The organism is Bacillus cereus group sp. BceL291 (genome assembly GCF_051776705.1).
Taxonomy (GTDB): Bacteria; Bacillota; Bacilli; order Bacillales; family Bacillaceae_G; genus Bacillus_A; species Bacillus_A cereus.
The window spans coordinates 44,142-60,475 of record NZ_JBPWAP010000014.1; the positions used below are offsets into that span (position 1 = coordinate 44,142).

Sequence of the window (16,334 nt, forward strand, 5' to 3'; positions counted from 1 at the left end):
CTCAATACTCAGAAGTTATGATCGGTGTGCCAACCACAATTGTATCTTTGTTGTCTGTAGAACGTATTGCTATTTGCACATTTATTTTCTCTCTATTTGTTGAAAGAGCGTCATCCCACTTTTTATTGTATGCGGAGACTGACACAAATGCTCTTTCTTCTACTTGTTCGATCGCTCTTGCTGAAAGATCTTTCAAAACCTGATTGGTTTTATTTTGCAAAACACCTTCAATCTTATCATTCAGTACACCTTGAACACAAGTGTAAATTATAGGTTTTTCACTAAAAATTTTATTCATGTTTTGAACATACTTCGGGTCCCATTTCGCCCCACTTATTTCAAAGATAATGAAAGTGTTTTCTTTAGTATTTTCTTTACTCCAAGTTACTACTACTCGTTCTTCATAAGAAGAAAGCTTTTTATAGGAAGTAGCTTTATATCCATCTGGAGATTGCTCTACTTCCCACTTTTGAATATTTGCCTTTTCCTTCACATCGTTTAACAACTTTTGAAACGTATGTATGTTAGAAATTGTTTTTGTTTCTCTCGCTAACCATGACCATTTTTCTACTTTAGCATCATTTTTCTCTAAAGCCTTGATCATGCTCTCCATTTTCTGTTCATCGCTTATCGGTTTCATCTCTCTATATCCAACCAAAAATAAAACAACACTAAGTGCAACAATAAGAATGGCTTTAAGCTTCAATTTCATCCCCTCCTATCCCCATTGTTAACGGAGATTTGAGGTTCTATACACTTACTTTACTAAATACGTTAAACTCTTCGAATAGCCTAAATAATCAAGGAAAAAGTTACTTACAGATGTCCCAATTGCAATTGTAATTAAGATGAGTAATACTCGCGTCTGCAGCACTTTTCCGGACTTCATTAAACGCTCAATGTGAATGCCTTGTAAGGCCCACCACGTAATGGTAATAAACAATAAATGCGAAACAATGGCAATCAGTGCTTGTTGCCCTAAAAGTTGTGCCAAAAAATCGACCCCTTTTTACTCAGCTACTACTTATGAAAGAATATAAAAACGATACCATAATAAGTAGGAGCTACACTTTTTCAAATGCACATAGACATCTTACATTTTACATCGTGATTTTCTTTCCAAAAACGTATATCTACATTACAAGTTAACACAAAATAAAAAGCGCAGAGTACTGACTCCACACCTTTTATTTTCACTATTGTACCACGTTCCCTAAGAAGAAGAAATCTTTCATTAATGGAAAATATTCATAAAAGAAATTGTACCCAATCATCGGCATAATCCCTAGTATTACAATCGAAATTGCACAAAGACTCATAACAACCTTTATATTTAACGGTAACCGTATTCTCTCTTCTGTCTCTCCTGTGCGGAAAAACATTTGTTGTAAAATACGGAAATAATATACGAATGAAACGACTGTCGTACCCATCATAATCGAAGCTAGTACGTAATGTGCTGGCTCTACATGAAGCGCGCCTAAAAAGATATTAATCTTTCCAATGAAGCCAGCCGTTCCTGGTATCCCAGCCAACGATAAAATAAAAATTGTCATCATAATCGCTGCAAATGGCGACCTTTTATATAAACCTGTGAAAATCGTTATATTTTCCTCATCATTTTGTAAGATTAAGCCGTGGATGATAGCAAATGCACCTATATTCATAAGCATGTATGCCAGCATATAAAACCACATGCTATCCATCGTAAATGGTGATAATGCCACAAGTGGAACGAGTAAATACCCTGCATGAGCAATGCCCGAATAAGCAAATAAACGCTTTATATTGTATTGTTTTAACGCAACTACATTCCCAACAATCATCGTAATACTTGCTAACACCGCGATATATATACTCATATGCCCATATAAAGATTGCATATCTCCTTGTATTAATACACTTGCAAAAACCATAAGGAACAAACGAATAATGAGTAGGAAACCAGCAATTTTAGAAATCGTTCCAAGAAAAGCAGTAACTGGTGTAGCCGCTCCTTCATACACATCAGGTGCCCACATATGAAACGGCACTGTGGCAATTTTAAATGAGAGACCGACTAGCAATAAAAGAAATGCGAGAGCTAACAATAACTGAATACCACTAGCGAGTTCCCCAGTGAGTACCTTTTGCATATCTACAATGTTAGTTGAACCTGTAATACCGTATAAATAACTCATTCCGAAGAGCGTAATCGCCGTTCCAATTCCTCCGCTAATGACGTATTTCATTGCCGCTTCATTTGATGCACGGCTCTTTTTTCGTATTCCTACTAAAATATAAGAAGAAAGTGAAAGTAACTCCAAACCAACGAAAAGGGTAATGAAATCAACACTAGAAGCCATGAACATCGCACCAAGAAGTGCCATTAAAAATAAGTAATAATATTCACCCTTATCTTCAATTGGATTCTTCTTATCATCGCTCATTGCGGTGCATAAAATAAGAGCTGAGGCACCTAATAGCAATGTTTTAAACCCTTTTGAAAATCCATCTAACACAAACGATCCGTTTAAAATATCTCCAGCTGGTTCGCTATATAGCGTAATTAATGACACAATTGCTAATACGATAGCAGCAATCGCACCAAAAGCTACATATCTATGGTTCAGCTTAAAAAACAAATCACATATGGAAAGAAGGATGGCGGCGCCGAGAATAATAAATTCTGGCACCATTAGATGCCACGATAAACTAAGTAACGTATTCATATCCATCCTACTTCACCCCCAATGTTTTCAATGTATTTTGAAGCGGATCCCCTAGTATTTCTGGCATAACTCCAATTGCAATAATACAAAAGATAAGTAGTAAAACAGGGACATACTCCCATCCGTGTATATCAGTTTTTGCTTCCCACTCTTTCTTTCCAAATGTCACTTGAAGTGTCGCCCTTAATACATATACAGCGGTTAAAATGATGCCAATCACACCGACTGCAGCAATGACGGGCTCTCCTTGAAATAAACCGAGAAAGGCAAGAAATTCACTAACAAACCCAGACATCCCTGGTAATCCAAGCGAGGCCATTCCTCCTGCTAAAAAGAATCCGCTAAGTATCGGTACACTTTTCGCAAGTCCGCCTAGCACCGTAATATCCGAAGTTCCAAATCGTTGTTCTATAACACCCAGTAGAAAGAAGAGCAAGGCTGCAATTAAACCATGTGATACAACTTGGAATAGCGCTCCTTGTGTACCAAGTGCATTAAGTGACGCAAGTCCCATTAACACAATTCCCATATGCGAAATACTAGAGTAAGCCAGTACTTTCCTAAAGTCCGTTTGGATGAGCGCTAAAAAGGCACCGTATAGTAGATTAATTACGCCTAATATCGCAATTAGCGTTGCAACATCGTGAAAATATTCCGGGAATAGCCCTTTCCCGAAGCGAATAATACCGTACGCTCCAATCTTTAGCAAAACACCCGCATGAAGCATAACTACAGCTGGATGCGCTTCTATGTGTACATTGACCATCCAGCGGTGCAACGGAAAAACAGGTAGTTTAATTGCAAAAGCAATCATTATGGCAATAAATACACTAAGCTGCAAGCTACTTGGGATGACGAGTGCTCCCTCTGCGTTTATGCTTCTTAATATCTCTTTCAGCTCCACAATATTTGTTGTACCTGTTTTCGCAAACAAAATTGAGAAAACAATGAGCAAAATAGCTGAGCCAATACCGTTATATATTAAATAACTATACGCAGCCTTTTCACTCGACAATTTTCCCCACTTTCCAATTAATAAGAACATTGGTGGCAACGTAATTTCAAAGAAGATAAAAAACAACATTAAGTTTTGAGCAGCAAAGACGCCGAGCATTCCTATTTCTAGCATAAGTAACAGCATATAAAATGCTTTTAAATTTCTTTTAATAGAAAAGGCTGCAATTGCTGCAAGCGTTGCTAGAAGAGCCGTCAGTACCATCATGACAAGCGACAAACCATCAATACCGAGCTCGTAATAAATAGAAAACCACCTTTTATCTACCGCTGTAAAATCGCCGAACTTAATCCATTTCACCTTCTCATCAAATAGTGACAAATTCTTTCCAGAAGCATATGTACAAGCGAGGACGATAGCGATTCCAAATGGAAGTGCCGTCCCAAATAAGCCAAGCGCTCGCACTGTACGCAATTCCTTTTTCGGTGTTAATACAAGCAATAAAATTCCTAAAAGCGGGGAAAAAATGAAGAACGTTAACAACAAATCATTCATCGTAAATCCCCTCCCGTATAGAGCAAAATAATGACGAGTACAGCGAGTGAAACTGCCGTTACAGTACCGTACACTTGTACATTCCCATTTTGAAGTTTCGATCCAAGATTACTTGTGCCTTTAACTACACTTGAAATTAAAACTGCAATTCCTTCAACTACATACACTTCAAATAAGCGAAGCACATGAGCGATTCCTTTCGTAATAGGGATCACCGTCATGTTGTATAGTTCATCCACATAATATTTTTCTTTCAAAAGATTATAAAGCGATGTTTCCGTACCCCCAGCCCAATTTCTAGAAATTGATTTCTTGCAATATATGAAATATGCAAGAGCGATTCCCGCAAATGAAACGAGTGTCGCAACAATTATAATCCAAACTGGTCCATGCGCTTCTTCAACCTTAAACCCTACATCTTTCGTCAACCAATCTCCGAGAAATGTCCCAAACCATGGTGTATTTATATATCCTGCCACTACCGCAAGAACGCCGAGAACAATCATTGGATACGTCATAACGCGAGGCGATTCATGCACTTCTTCCTTCGTCTTCGTTTCTCCAGTAAAGACAAGAAAGTATAGGCGGAACATATAAAATGCTGTTAAAAACGCCGCAATTACCGCTAAAGTAAATAAAACGTAATTGCCATTCATCCACGTCGCCGCTAAAATTTCATCTTTGCTGAAAAAACCGGAAAGCAGCGGAACACCGCTAATGGCAAGGGTACCTATTAAAAATAGCGTACCAGTTACTTTCATCTTCTTCTGTAAACCGCCCATTTTATTAATGTTTTGCGTATGCACAGCATGAATTACACTTCCTGCTGCCAAAAATAGTAGTGCTTTAAAAAAAGCGTGTGTCGTTAAATGGAATATACCAGCTACATAACCGGCAGAACCTAACGCGAGCATCATGTACCCGAGCTGGCTAACTGTAGAATAAGCAAGCACCCTCTTTATATCTGTTTGCACAAGACCGATAGAGGCCGCAAAGATTGCAGTGAAAGCTCCAACGATTGCCACTGTCTGCATCGCCACTGTACTTGCTGAAAACAGAGGAAACATCGTCGCTACTAAATATACGCCAGCTGCGACCATCGTCGCCGCGTGAATAAGTGCCGAAACGGGCGTTGGCCCCTCCATTGCATCTGGCAACCACGTATGCAGCGGGAACTGACCTGATTTTCCCATCGCCCCGATAAAAATTAATATCGCTGTTATTGTAATCATGTAAGGAGGTAGATCCCCTGTATAAATCGCCCTAAATATTGCGTCATATTCAAAACTACCTGCGTACCAAAAAATTAAAATCATCCCGATAAATAAACCAACATCCCCAATACGGGTCATAATAAAAGCCTTTTTTGCAGCAGCCTTCGCTTCTTCTTTAAAGAAATAAAAACCGATAAGTAAAAATGAACCAAGGCCAACTAATTCCCAAAATATATAAAGCTGTAATAAATTCGTTGATATAACAAGCCCTAACATCGCAAATGTAAAGAGTCCTAAATATGCGTAAAAGGTTGGTAATCGTTCATCACCTTTCATATAACCTTTCGAATACACATGTACAAGTAGACTCACAAGCGTCACGATAAATAACATTAAAGCTCCTAATGCAGTCACTTCAAAGCCGAATGATATATCCAAATCTCCAGCTCTAAGCCATACCCACTTATGCTTCACGCTTGCTTCTGAAAACCTTTCTATTAACACAAGTACCGCAAGTATAAAGGAGAGAAAGACGAAAAAAATACTAAGTACGCTGCTTCCTTCTCTAATTTTCTTCCCGAATATAATGAGTAACAAAAACGAAACGAGTGGGAAAAGCGGTATGAGCCATGCATAATCGATCATTGTTTCCTTCCCCCTTTTTCGGTCACAATGCTATCCTTTAAGCGTATCCATTTCATCCACCTGAACTGTCGTACGATTGCGATATAAAGCAATTAAAATAGCGAGTCCTACCGCCGCTTCCGCTGCCGCTACAGCCATCGTAAACAGTGAGAAAATTTGACCTGTTAAATTCGGAAATAAGCCTAATTTACTAAACGCCACTAAGTTTAAATTGGCAGCATTCAGCATTAATTCGATACAAACTAATACGATTACTGTATTCCGCTTTGTTAAAGCTCCAAATAGACCGATGCAAAACAAAATAATCGCAAGTGTTAAATATGCAGAAGCTGGAACGCTACTCATTGGAATCCTCCTCTTTCTCGTCCTTTTTCGCAAGTATAATTGCGCCAACGAGTGCTACAAGTAAAATAACTGAAGTTAGTTCAAATGGAATAATATATTTTGAATAGAGAAGCGTACCGATTTGAAGTGTGTTGTTTTCATGGAGAGGTAAACTTCCTTGTGTGCTTTCATTTGCAAAATCAACATTATTAACAGCGAAATACATAACCGCTCCAAATGCTACAACTGCAAAGAAGATAATCCATTTTCGAAGAGTAAGACGCGATTCATTTTCCGCGTTATGTTTCGTTAACATAATGCCGAAAATCATAATAATTGTGATTGCACCAGAATAAAGTAAAATTTGTGCAACGCCTATAAATTCGGCTGATAAAAGAAAATACAAACCTGCAATGCTGAGAAATGTCAGAACGAGAGCTAGCATCATGTGCATAACTTTCGTTAAGTTCAACATAAGAACACCGCCGATAATTGCAGACAAGGATAGTATAAAGAATGCTACAAACTCGCCATTCATGCCTTATTCTCCTTCCTGACATTTTCGTCGTTTTCGTCAAGCCACTGCAAATTTTTAAATAAGTCATCACGTGAATATTCCGCGAGTTCAAAGTTATTTGTCATGACAATTGCCTCTGTCGGACAAACTTCTGTACATAAATCACAAAGAATACAAATTTCAAAATTAATATCATACGTGTCGATAATTTTTCCTTTTTTCGTAGGATCCGGATGTTTCTTTCCTGTTAACTGAATACAGTCTGTCGGACAAATGTTAGAGCACTGATTACAAACAATACATTTTTCCGGATAAAATTTTTGAATTCCTCGAAAACGGTCTGGCAACGGCAACGGTTGATTTGGATAATCATACGTTACCTTCTTCTTGCTCAAATTACTTAATGTATATTTTAATCCTTTAAATAGTCCTTTCATCTCTTACTGGCACCCCCCTCATAGATTAGAAGAATAACTCCTTAATCAATGCCGTTAAGAAAATATTTGCAAGTGCAATCGGCAATAATACTTTCCAACCAAACTCCATTAACTGGTCACCTCTTATACGCGGGAACGTAACGCGGAACCAAATTAATAGAAAGACTACACTGCTAAATTTCAAAGCAAACCATACGGCACCTGGGATAAATCCAAGAAACATGACTGGATTCCATCCGCCTAAAAAGAGCACTGTAATTAACGATGCCATCCCGAAGAAATATACGTACTCTGAAAGCATGAAAAACGCCCAGCGAAACCCTGAGTATTCCGTATGATATCCAGAAACAAGTTCTGACTCCGCTTCTGGCAAATCGAATGGCGTTCTATTTAACTCTGCAACTGCTGCGATTAAGAAAACGACGAAGCCAATTGGCTGTACGAAAATGTACCAAACCTTCTCCTGCGCCGCTACAATCTCATTTAAATTCAGGCTACCAGCTAGCAAAACGATACCAATTACACTCATTACGAGCGGAATCTCATAAGAAATCATTTGCGCCGCCGCACGCATCCCTCCTAAAAGGGAATATTTATTATTCGATGCCCATCCCCCAGTTACAACACCTATCGTCGTAATACCGGAAACAGCGATATAATAAAGTAACCCGACTCCAATATCTGCAAATTGAAATTTATCAGTGAACGGGATAACTGCAAGCACCATAAATGCTGGTGCAAATGCAATGACAGGTGCTAATATAAACAGCGGTTTATCTGCTGCTTTCGGAATACTATCTTCTTTCAATAATAGTTTTAAAACATCAGCTACCGTTTGCAGTAAACCAAATCGGCCTCCAACCTGGTTTGGGCCAATCCGCCCTTGCATAAACCCCATCACTTTCCGTTCTGCCAAGATTCCATATGTAACGAAGCCAAGGACTGCAAATAGTAGAAGTACCGCTAATCCGAAAAAAATGAAGAAATTCGTCCAGCTTGAAGGTGATTGTAAGAGCGTCTCAATCATTAGCCATCAACCTCCCCAAGTACAATATCAACTCCACCTAAAATCGTAATTAAATTAGCGATGTTTTCACCTTTCAATAACTTTGGTAAAATTTGCAAGTTATAAAAAGATGGCCTACGAAACTTCAAACGGTACGGCTCTTTCTTTCCGTCACTAGCGATATAACACCCAATCTCTCCGCGCGGCGATTCGATACGTACAAATGCTTCTCCCTTAGGTGCCTTAATAATTTTTGGTACTTTTGCCAGCACAGCTCCATCTTTCGGGAACTGCTGAACCGCTTGCTCAACAATCTTTAAAGACTCCTCGCTTTCTTGCATTCGGCAAACGTAGCGATCCCAAGCATCTCCCACGCTTCCAACAGGAATATCAAAATCAAAACGATCATAAATCGAATACGGCTCATCTTTGCGAAGATCCCAGTTTACTCCAGTGCACCGCAAATTTGCTCCGCTTAAAGAATACGAAATCGCTTCTTCCGCGCTATATATACCAACGCCTTTCACACGATTTAAGAAAATCTCATTACCGCTAACAAGATCATGATAACCTGCCAGTTGCTCCCTCATATACGGAACAAACTCTTCCACCTTTTCAATCCAACCATCTGGCGCATCCCACTTCACACCACCAACTCTCATATAGTTAAAAGTAAGCCGTGCCCCGCATAATTCATTTAATAAATTTATAATCATCTCTCGTTCACGAAAAGCGTACAAAAACGGGCTAACCGCTCCTATATCAAGAAGATTTGTCCCCCACCAAACGAGATGGCTGGCAATTCTTCCTAGCTCCATCGCAAGTACTCGCAAGTATTCGGCACGCTCTGGAATTTCAAGCCCCATCATCGTCTCTACAGCATGGCAAATGACGTAATTATTCGTCATAGCTGATAAATAGTCCATTCGATCTGTATAAGGGATAATTTGCGTATACTGTAAGCTCTCAGCGATCTTTTCCGTCCCGCGATGTAAATACCCAATAACAGGTGTAGCTTCTTTAATAATTTCCCCGTCAATCTTAATTACGAGCCTGAACACACCATGTGTACTCGGATGCTGAGGTCCTACATTCAAAAGCATCTCTTCCGTGCGGATCATAGCTACACCTCCACATCATACGGTTCATAGTCTTTTCTAAGCGGATATCCTACCCAATCCTCTGGCATTAAAATACGTGTTAAATTCGGATGCCCTTTAAATATAATGCCGAGCAAATCGTATGCTTCTCGCTCCGGCCAGTCAGCCCCTTTCCAAAGCGCTGTCACAGATTCGACTTGCGGCGTTTCTCGGTCTAGCTTTACCTTCACCGCTACCGATTGTTTCTTACTATATGAAAACAAATGAACATACACTTCCATATGTGTCACAAAATCCGTCGCATGTAGCTCTGACATATAATCAAAAGCAAGTCCCTCATGGAATCGCAGTGACTCCATCACTTCATAATATTTTTCGGGATCCACCACAAGAGTTGGCACATCCTTTGACAGTTTATTAATGTAGGAATCTACTAATACACCCTCTCCTAACTTCTCCCTAATAGCCTCAACATACTGATTTAAATACGGCTGATTTACGGACAGTTCTTCCTGCTTCGGCTCATCCTCTTTCTTACCTTCAGCCCCCTTTGTCTTCGCTCTTGCAGCCGCTGCTGCTTTCGCTTTTTCTTCTTCCGTTACTTCTTCGGTTCCTTCTCTTTTCTGCTTCGCTAACGCTGCCGCTTTTGCCTTTGCGGCGGCTGCTGCCTTCGCCTTGGCTTTCGCTTTTTCTTCTTCCGTTACTTCCTCGGTTCCTTCTCTTTTCTGCTTCGCTAACGCCGCCGCTTTTGCTTTTGCAGCTGCTGCTGCACGTCGTTTTGCTTCTTCTATAGTAATATCATCTTTTTTTGGTAGCGCTTTCTCTTTTTCTTGATCTTCTTCCTCAAGCTCACTTATTTCCGCCTCGTGTTTCGCTACAAGGCGTTTTCTCGCTTCTTCTTTTGCACGCCTAGCTGCTTCTTTTTTCAGCTCCTCTAAATCTTTATTTGGATTGCTCATTTATTCGTCACCTGCTTCCCGGTCTTTGCTTCGTAACGAATTTTTTCTTTTAATTTATTAATTCCATAAATTAAAGCAGCTGGATTTGGGGGACAACCAGGAATATACACATCAACTGGTACAATTTGGTCTACACCTTTCACAACAGCATATGAATTTACATACGGACCACCTGCTGTCGCACAAGATCCCATCGCAATAACCCATTTCGGTTCGGGCATTTGATCATATAAGCGCCGAACAATAGGAGCCATCTTCTTCGTTACCGTTCCCGATACAATCATGACGTCCGATTGCCTTGGTGAAGTCCGAAAAAATGACCCAAATCGATCTAAATCATAATGTGATGAACCTACTCCCATCATTTCAATTGCACAGCACGCCAGTCCGAATGTCATCGGCCATAAAGAATTGCTCCTCGCCCATCCTTTCAACTGTTCCAATGTAGAAAAAAAGATATTTCGTTCTAATTCTGCTCGCTCATTTGGATGTAATTCCTCAAAATTTATAACCATTGTAACACCTTCTTTTTCCAAGCATACGCTAATCCAACTAGCAACATTACAACAAAGATGAGCATTTCAATTAATGCAAATAAACCTAGCTTGTCATACGCAACAGCCCAAGGATATAAAAATAAAGTTTCTACATCAAAGATCACAAACAATAAAGCGAAAATATAATAACGAGCATGAAACCGAATATTTGCATCATGAAAAGGCTCAATTCCACTCTCATACGTCGTCGCCTTTGCTGCACTTGGTTTATTTGGGCGCAGCATCCTTCCTAATGTAAGAGCCACTACCGGCAGCAATATACCTAATAGCAAGAAAATCAAAACGATCATATAACTATTTTTATATACACTTGCCATTGTGAAACCCTCCCCCCTAAATTAAGAACAAGTTCACATAGTAAACAATATGTCCTAGTTGCAGTAATTATTATTTTTAAATTTTTCTAAATAATGCAACTATTCTAACCATTATAGCAAACTTCAAATTCCTATGTCGATATGTTGGGAGGCAGAAACAAGAATTATTAAAATCTATCTTTACAACTTGCTATAATTGTGCAAAATAAATATAAACTTATATATGCTTTTCAAGAAACCGTAGGTGATATAAATGAAAAAACAAACACATGTAAGTATTCTTATAAGCATTGTATTGCTGTCTATAACGCTTCACTATGTAGCGATGCCTTTTCTATATGAATACTCATTTTCTTTTCAGCTATTAATCGGAACGAGTACCCTATTAATTGATATTATCGCTTGTAGTTATATACTTTATTTTTCAAACATGAAAGAAGGGCTATCTCGTTTATTTTGGATCATATTATCTGTTGGAGCTCTCTCTTATTTTATCGGTGATATAGTCGTTGCCTATCAGCGTTTAATTGTAAAGGACTTCTATACGTTCGTTGATCCATCTGACTTTTTTTACTTACTTTTTTTAGTTAGCTTTACGTTTGCCTTTCTATACGAAATCATTTATAACCGAGATTTATTAGAAAAACTTTTTATGCTATGTGATATTTGTATTATCGTTACAGCCCAATTTACTTTAAGTTACTACTTACTTATTGAACGAACTATTCATATCTTTACAACATCCTATATCGACATATTTGTTCAACTTACCTATCCAATGGCTGATTTACTCTTTCTCTTAATAGGAATCAACCTTTTATTCAAACCACTATCCTTATTACCTAAAAAGGTCGGTGCACTTCTTGGCAGTGCTTTAATTTTATATGCTACTACAGATGCGATTTATGCGTATATAAAATACTTCATACCAGAGTATTCTATGTTTACAGTTACTCCTTTCTATCAAGTAACCTTAGTACTAGTAGCAATCGCCTGTATTCTCCATACAAAAAAGCCTGAAAAACAAGAACAAGTACTACTAACACCTAAAATTGGTGAATCAATCCGATTATCATTACCGTATATTTCGGTAGTAATGCTTATTGTTTTCATATTAGTTGAATACGTTTTTGCGCCTATTATAGTAATCGGACTTATAATAACTTTCTCCTTCGTTCTCATACGTCATAGTTTAGTTCGAAAACAAAATAAAATATTATTGATTGCTCAAATGCAATTCAACTCAGAACTCGAGAAACAAATTAAACTACGTACAGAAGATTTAGTAGAACAGAAAAATGAACTCTATCATAATCAACAAATGTTTAAATCTTTATACGAGCATCATCCAGATCCAATCTTCACATTAGATTTGTACGGTAATTTTCTCAAAGTAAATAACGCTGGTACTACTTTACTCGGTTATCAAACGAATGAATTATTAAACCAGCCTTACTATTCACTCATATACGAAGAAGATTTAGAAGAAATGATTAACGCCTTTCATCGCGTGAAAAAGGGGGATTCTATCTCTTTAGAAATACGGGCGTACCATAAAAACAGAGATATTTACTACTTGCACGTTACCGCCGTACCGATCTTTTTAAAGGAGAAAATTTCTGGGGTTTATTTAATGATTAAAGATATTACGGAAAGCAAACAACAACAAGAACAAATTAATTTCCTAGCATACCATGATACTTTAACAGAGCTTGCAAATCGACGTGCATTTCATCAACATTTAGAACAGGCAATTGCACGAGCAAAAATATCGAAAAAGCCTTTTGCTGTTATGTTTCTCGACCTAGACCGTTTTAAAGTTATTAATGATACCCTCGGTCATCGAGTAGGAGACCTATTGCTCATCGCAGTAGCAAAAAGGCTCGAAAGAATAGCAACATCAAATATGAAACTCGCGCGGCTAGCTGGGGATGAGTTCACAATCCTTATCGAGAATTACAAAAAAAAGCCAGATGTCCAAAAAATAGCTGATATGATTGTAGCGGCCATGAATGAGCCATTTGAAATCGAAAATCAACATTTACAAATTTCACCGAGCATCGGAATTGCAATATATCCTGAAGCAGGTGAAGATGCGCTATCCATTTTGCAGCATGCTGATATGGCCATGTACGAAGCAAAGAATAAAGGAAAAAACGGTAGCTCTCTTTACACGAAAGAACTATATAAAAAAATGGAACGAAAAGCTCGAATTGAAAAAGATTTGCCAATCGCTTTAGTAAACAAAGAATTTTATCTCGTTTATCAACCACAAATTGATACGACAACAAATAAAATTATCGGTGCTGAAGCTTTAATACGTTGGAAACCCCCACTATTAGGTGACATTTCACCATGTGAGTTTATTCCAATTGTAGAAGAGACGCCACAAGTAGTCCCACTTGGACATTGGGTATTACAAGAAGCTTGTCTCCAATTAAAAATATGGCATACCTTTGGCTACCAAAATTTAAAAATAAGTGTTAATTTATCCGCAAAAGAATTCCGGCAAGATCAATTAATCGAAAACATTTCACAAATATTAAACGACGTGCAAGTCGATCCAAAATATGTAACACTTGAGTTAACAGAAAGGATTGCAATGATTGACGAGAAAGAAACGTTATTGAGACTGAAGCAATTAAAAGAATACGGTATCCAAACTTCCATTGATGACTTCGGTACTGGGTATTCTTCTCTTGCTTATTTATCAATTTTTCCAATCGACACATTAAAAGTACCGAGAGAATTTACACAATTAGCTGATCATCGTCCTGAAGAACGAGCCATCGTTTCTACAATACTTTCCCTCGCAAATACTTTAAATCTTTCAGTCGTTGCCGAAGGAATTGAAACCGAAAAACAGCTTAAGTTTCTGCAAAAACATAACTGTAAATATATGCAAGGTTACTATTTCAGTAAACCACTTACTAGTAATCAGTTTATAAAATTTCTACAAAAAACCCCCAGTATGAACAAATAATTCATACTGGGGATTTTATAATGCTAAATATTTTTCTCATAATATTCTTCTGCGATCTCTTCGTAAAAAGCTGCAGATGTCGTATAGAAATATGGAATTAACCACAGGAATCCAATTCCTAATGTAATACAACTTAATATAAACCAGCCAATAAAACTTAAACATAAAATGAAATACTCCATCTTATGTCCATCCATCATACGACGACTTTCTGTAATAGCTTGGTTCAGTGAATACTCAGGATGATCGTTTATAATAAAGTATGTCATCGCATAAGAAAAAGATTTAATAATACCTGGAATAATGAACAATAACGTCCATAAGAAAAGATAAAGATTTACTAATAAATATAATAAAAATGATTTTAGAAATCTCTTTCCCTCTGAAAACCAAATGAATATATTACCAATACTAGCTTGCTTTTCACGAAGGATATTTAAACCAAGGTAATAGCCACCTAAAGTTAACGGTCCAGTAACAAAAAATGTAAGAATATTCGTTGAAAGTGAACCATTTGTTTTTTGCCAACCGAAAATTAAAGAAAATCCCCAATCAACACTAAAACTAAAAGCCGTGATAAGAATTGAAATGAGTAGTGTGGCTCCAACAGCTAATCCCCATTTCCCTTCTAATGAATCTAGTGCTTCTCCTTTTAAATCACTGATCATGCGTAGCCTCGCCTCCTATACACAATAATTCTATTAGTATAGCATGTTCCTATTGAAATTCACCTTTTGAAATATAGCGATAAAAGTGTGCTGTCGTCGTACTCATATACGGACTAAGCCAAAGAAATCCTATTCCAAAAGTAAGAAGCGCTAAAATAGCCCATCCTATGAAGCTCAGCCATAAAAGAAACAAATCTAACTTATGACCCTTCATAAGATTCTTACTTTCCTTCATCGCCTGCGAAACACTATATTCTGGATTTTCAATCATCACATAGTACGTCAGTGCATAAGAAAAATACATCACAATCATACCAACAATTGAAATTGCTAATAGTACAAAGAAAGCTATTGCAAATGACGTATTCCCTTCTTCACCTAACAATGCAAATAAGCCTATTAACAGCATCGGAATCCATGTACCTGTATATAACAAAATCGCAAGCATTGCCCACATTGTTTTCATCATTCTTTTAAAGCCACGAAATCCTTCAAATAAGTAATCTACTTTAGCATCTTCTCGTTTACTAATCTGTAAAAATACATTTGTATAACCATATGACGTGATCCCATACGATGCGTTACTCAAAATTATTATAATGCAATAAAAAATTCCAAAGGTAATACCTGCTCCAATTGACATCGTTTCCTCTTCAAATGATCCAGTTAAGCTTGCAACTGAGAGAAATATAATAATTCCTGGAATTAATAGTATAAGCATTGCAGCCATCGAAACGACATAACTTAAAATAAAATATAAAATTGTTGATCCAACACCTAGTCCCCATTTTCCCTTTAAAGAGTACAATGCTTCTCGCTTCATTTCACCAATCATTGATTCATCCCCTTTATGAAATATAAATTGTTGTACACTTCTACTTATACAAGCATCAATATAATTATACCAGTTTTGTAAAATTATCCATAAAATACACAAAAAAAATCCGTAAAGGCAAAGCCCTTACGGATTTTTTTACTTCATATCGGAAACGTTTAAACGGTTCACGGCACGTTGTAATGCCATTTCTGCACGTTTAAAGTCAACATGTGCTTGTTTATCTTGCAGACGTTGCTCAGCGCGACGCTTCGCTTCATTTGCGCGATGGATATCGATATGGTTTGCTTCTTCAGCAGATGATGATAATACAGTCACTTTATCTGGACGAACTTCGATAAAGCCACCGCTTACTGCTACATAATCAGTGTGTCCACCATTTTTCAGACGAACTGCACTAATTTTTAATGGTGCAACAGTTGGAATGTGACCTGGTAAGATCCCCATTTCCCCACTCTCTGCTTTTACACTTACCATTTCTACCTCTTTTTCGTAAACCGGTCCATCAGGAGTTACAATACTGACTGGAAATGTCTTCATACTTCGTCCCT

The 16,334-nt window shown here is 37.7% G+C and carries 17 protein-coding genes; 1 reads left to right on the plus strand and 16 read right to left on the minus strand.

Translation table 11 applies throughout. From position 1 onward, the window contains the following. Position 1: 1 nt before the first annotated feature. The 13 genes from ACS2CR_RS11825 to nuoA all read right to left on the minus strand — a co-directional run bounded on the left by ACS2CR_RS11825 (position 2) and on the right by nuoA (position 11,297). Positions 2-706, minus strand: a complete 705-nt coding sequence (locus ACS2CR_RS11825) for a YwmB family TATA-box binding protein (RefSeq protein ID WP_374050071.1) — start codon at positions 704-706, stop codon at positions 2-4. Between the two features lie 51 nt (positions 707-757). Next, positions 758-994, minus strand: a complete 237-nt coding sequence (locus tag ACS2CR_RS11830) for a DUF1146 family protein (RefSeq protein WP_000057889.1) — start codon at positions 992-994, stop codon at positions 758-760. Positions 995-1,196: 202 nt separating this feature from the next. After that, the gene (gene nuoN, locus ACS2CR_RS11835; protein WP_002097922.1) at positions 1,197-2,711 is read right to left on the minus strand and encodes an NADH-quinone oxidoreductase subunit NuoN; all 1,515 of its coding nucleotides are present in this window, start codon (positions 2,709-2,711) and stop codon (positions 1,197-1,199) included. A gap of 7 nt (positions 2,712-2,718) precedes the next feature. Next, a complete protein-coding gene (locus tag ACS2CR_RS11840; RefSeq protein ID WP_053513728.1) occupies positions 2,719-4,221 on the minus strand; it encodes an NADH-quinone oxidoreductase subunit M in 1,503 nt (500 codons plus the stop codon). Continuing rightward, a complete protein-coding gene (gene nuoL / locus ACS2CR_RS11845) occupies positions 4,218-6,080 on the minus strand; it encodes an NADH-quinone oxidoreductase subunit L (protein WP_053513731.1) in 1,863 nt (620 codons plus the stop codon). Before nuoL ends, ACS2CR_RS11840 begins: the two co-directional genes overlap by 4 nt. A gap of 30 nt (positions 6,081-6,110) precedes the next feature. Beyond that, positions 6,111-6,425, minus strand: coding sequence for an NADH-quinone oxidoreductase subunit NuoK (gene nuoK / locus ACS2CR_RS11850; RefSeq protein WP_000100079.1), 315 nt, complete (start codon positions 6,423-6,425; stop codon positions 6,111-6,113). Beyond that, on the minus strand, positions 6,418-6,942 hold the full coding sequence (locus tag ACS2CR_RS11855) for an NADH-quinone oxidoreductase subunit J (RefSeq protein WP_001012812.1): 525 nt from the start codon (positions 6,940-6,942) through the stop codon (positions 6,418-6,420). Before ACS2CR_RS11855 ends, nuoK begins: the two co-directional genes overlap by 8 nt. Then, positions 6,939-7,358 (minus strand): NADH-quinone oxidoreductase subunit NuoI, encoded by a 420-nt coding sequence (gene nuoI / locus ACS2CR_RS11860; RefSeq protein ID WP_000677191.1) that lies wholly within the window; start codon positions 7,356-7,358, stop codon positions 6,939-6,941. Before nuoI ends, ACS2CR_RS11855 begins: the two co-directional genes overlap by 4 nt. Positions 7,359-7,383: 25 nt before the next feature. Beyond that, positions 7,384-8,385, minus strand: a complete 1,002-nt coding sequence (nuoH, locus tag ACS2CR_RS11865; protein WP_000573426.1) for an NADH-quinone oxidoreductase subunit NuoH — start codon at positions 8,383-8,385, stop codon at positions 7,384-7,386. Continuing rightward, positions 8,385-9,485, minus strand: a complete 1,101-nt coding sequence (gene nuoD, locus ACS2CR_RS11870) for an NADH-quinone oxidoreductase subunit NuoD (protein ID WP_153602558.1) — start codon at positions 9,483-9,485, stop codon at positions 8,385-8,387. The genes nuoH and nuoD overlap by 1 nt, the downstream gene beginning before the upstream one ends. A 2-nt stretch (positions 9,486-9,487) precedes the next feature. Beyond that, positions 9,488-10,423, minus strand: a complete 936-nt coding sequence (locus tag ACS2CR_RS11875; protein ID WP_153602557.1) for an NADH-quinone oxidoreductase subunit C — start codon at positions 10,421-10,423, stop codon at positions 9,488-9,490. Beyond that, entirely contained in the window at positions 10,420-10,938 is a 519-nt protein-coding gene (gene nuoB / locus ACS2CR_RS11880) for an NADH-quinone oxidoreductase subunit NuoB (protein ID WP_000236331.1), read from the minus strand. Before nuoB ends, ACS2CR_RS11875 begins: the two co-directional genes overlap by 4 nt. Beyond that, positions 10,929-11,297, minus strand: a complete 369-nt coding sequence (gene nuoA, locus ACS2CR_RS11885; protein ID WP_053513735.1) for an NADH-quinone oxidoreductase subunit NuoA — start codon at positions 11,295-11,297, stop codon at positions 10,929-10,931. Before nuoA ends, nuoB begins: the two co-directional genes overlap by 10 nt. Before the next feature lie 253 nt (positions 11,298-11,550). On the opposite strand from nuoA, the gene ACS2CR_RS11890 reads away from it, so the two are divergent. After that, positions 11,551-14,280, plus strand: coding sequence for an EAL domain-containing protein (locus tag ACS2CR_RS11890; RefSeq protein ID WP_153602556.1), 2,730 nt, complete (start codon positions 11,551-11,553; stop codon positions 14,278-14,280). Between the two features lie 23 nt (positions 14,281-14,303). Here the strand turns inward: ACS2CR_RS11890 and ACS2CR_RS11895 are convergent, their stop codons facing one another. The 3 genes from ACS2CR_RS11895 to atpC all read right to left on the minus strand — a co-directional run bounded on the left by ACS2CR_RS11895 (position 14,304) and on the right by atpC (position 16,323). Next, positions 14,304-14,948 carry a DUF975 family protein gene (locus ACS2CR_RS11895; RefSeq protein WP_000622463.1) on the minus strand — a complete coding sequence of 215 codons (645 nt, stop codon included), beginning with the start codon at positions 14,946-14,948 and terminating at the stop codon, positions 14,304-14,306. A 49-nt stretch (positions 14,949-14,997) separates the two neighbouring features. Continuing rightward, a complete protein-coding gene (locus ACS2CR_RS11900) occupies positions 14,998-15,783 on the minus strand; it encodes a DUF975 family protein (RefSeq protein ID WP_000578830.1) in 786 nt (261 codons plus the stop codon). Positions 15,784-15,921: 138 nt separating this feature from the next. Beyond that, on the minus strand, positions 15,922-16,323 hold the full coding sequence (gene atpC, locus ACS2CR_RS11905) for a F0F1 ATP synthase subunit epsilon (RefSeq protein ID WP_000847211.1): 402 nt from the start codon (positions 16,321-16,323) through the stop codon (positions 15,922-15,924). Positions 16,324-16,334: the final 11 nt, after the last annotated feature.

Bases quoted from the DNA above. Each gene is read 5' to 3' on its own strand.
- nuoA (WP_053513735.1), bottom strand. From the start codon at position 11,297: ATGGCAAGTGTATATAAAAATAGTTATATGATCGTTTTGATTTTCTTG.
- atpC (WP_000847211.1), bottom strand. From the start codon at position 16,323: ATGAAGACATTTCCAGTCAGTATTGTAACTCCTGATGGACCGGTTTAC.
- nuoL (WP_053513731.1), bottom strand. From the start codon at position 6,080: ATGATCGATTATGCATGGCTCATACCGCTTTTCCCACTCGTTTCGTTT.
- nuoH (WP_000573426.1), bottom strand. From the start codon at position 8,385: ATGATTGAGACGCTCTTACAATCACCTTCAAGCTGGACGAATTTCTTC.
- ACS2CR_RS11900 (WP_000578830.1), bottom strand. From the start codon at position 15,783: ATGATTGGTGAAATGAAGCGAGAAGCATTGTACTCTTTAAAGGGAAAA.
- ACS2CR_RS11875 (WP_153602557.1), bottom strand. From the start codon at position 10,423: ATGAGCAATCCAAATAAAGATTTAGAGGAGCTGAAAAAAGAAGCAGCT.
- nuoK (WP_000100079.1), bottom strand. From the start codon at position 6,425: ATGAGTAGCGTTCCAGCTTCTGCATATTTAACACTTGCGATTATTTTG.
- nuoI (WP_000677191.1), bottom strand. From the start codon at position 7,358: ATGAAAGGACTATTTAAAGGATTAAAATATACATTAAGTAATTTGAGC.
- ACS2CR_RS11855 (WP_001012812.1), bottom strand. From the start codon at position 6,942: ATGAATGGCGAGTTTGTAGCATTCTTTATACTATCCTTGTCTGCAATT.
- ACS2CR_RS11840 (WP_053513728.1), bottom strand. From the start codon at position 4,221: ATGAATGATTTGTTGTTAACGTTCTTCATTTTTTCCCCGCTTTTAGGA.
- ACS2CR_RS11895 (WP_000622463.1), bottom strand. From the start codon at position 14,948: ATGATCAGTGATTTAAAAGGAGAAGCACTAGATTCATTAGAAGGGAAA.
- nuoB (WP_000236331.1), bottom strand. From the start codon at position 10,938: ATGGTTATAAATTTTGAGGAATTACATCCAAATGAGCGAGCAGAATTA.
- nuoD (WP_153602558.1), bottom strand. From the start codon at position 9,485: ATGATCCGCACGGAAGAGATGCTTTTGAATGTAGGACCTCAGCATCCG.
- ACS2CR_RS11890 (WP_153602556.1), top strand. From the start codon at position 11,551: ATGAAAAAACAAACACATGTAAGTATTCTTATAAGCATTGTATTGCTG.
- nuoN (WP_002097922.1), bottom strand. From the start codon at position 2,711: ATGAATACGTTACTTAGTTTATCGTGGCATCTAATGGTGCCAGAATTT.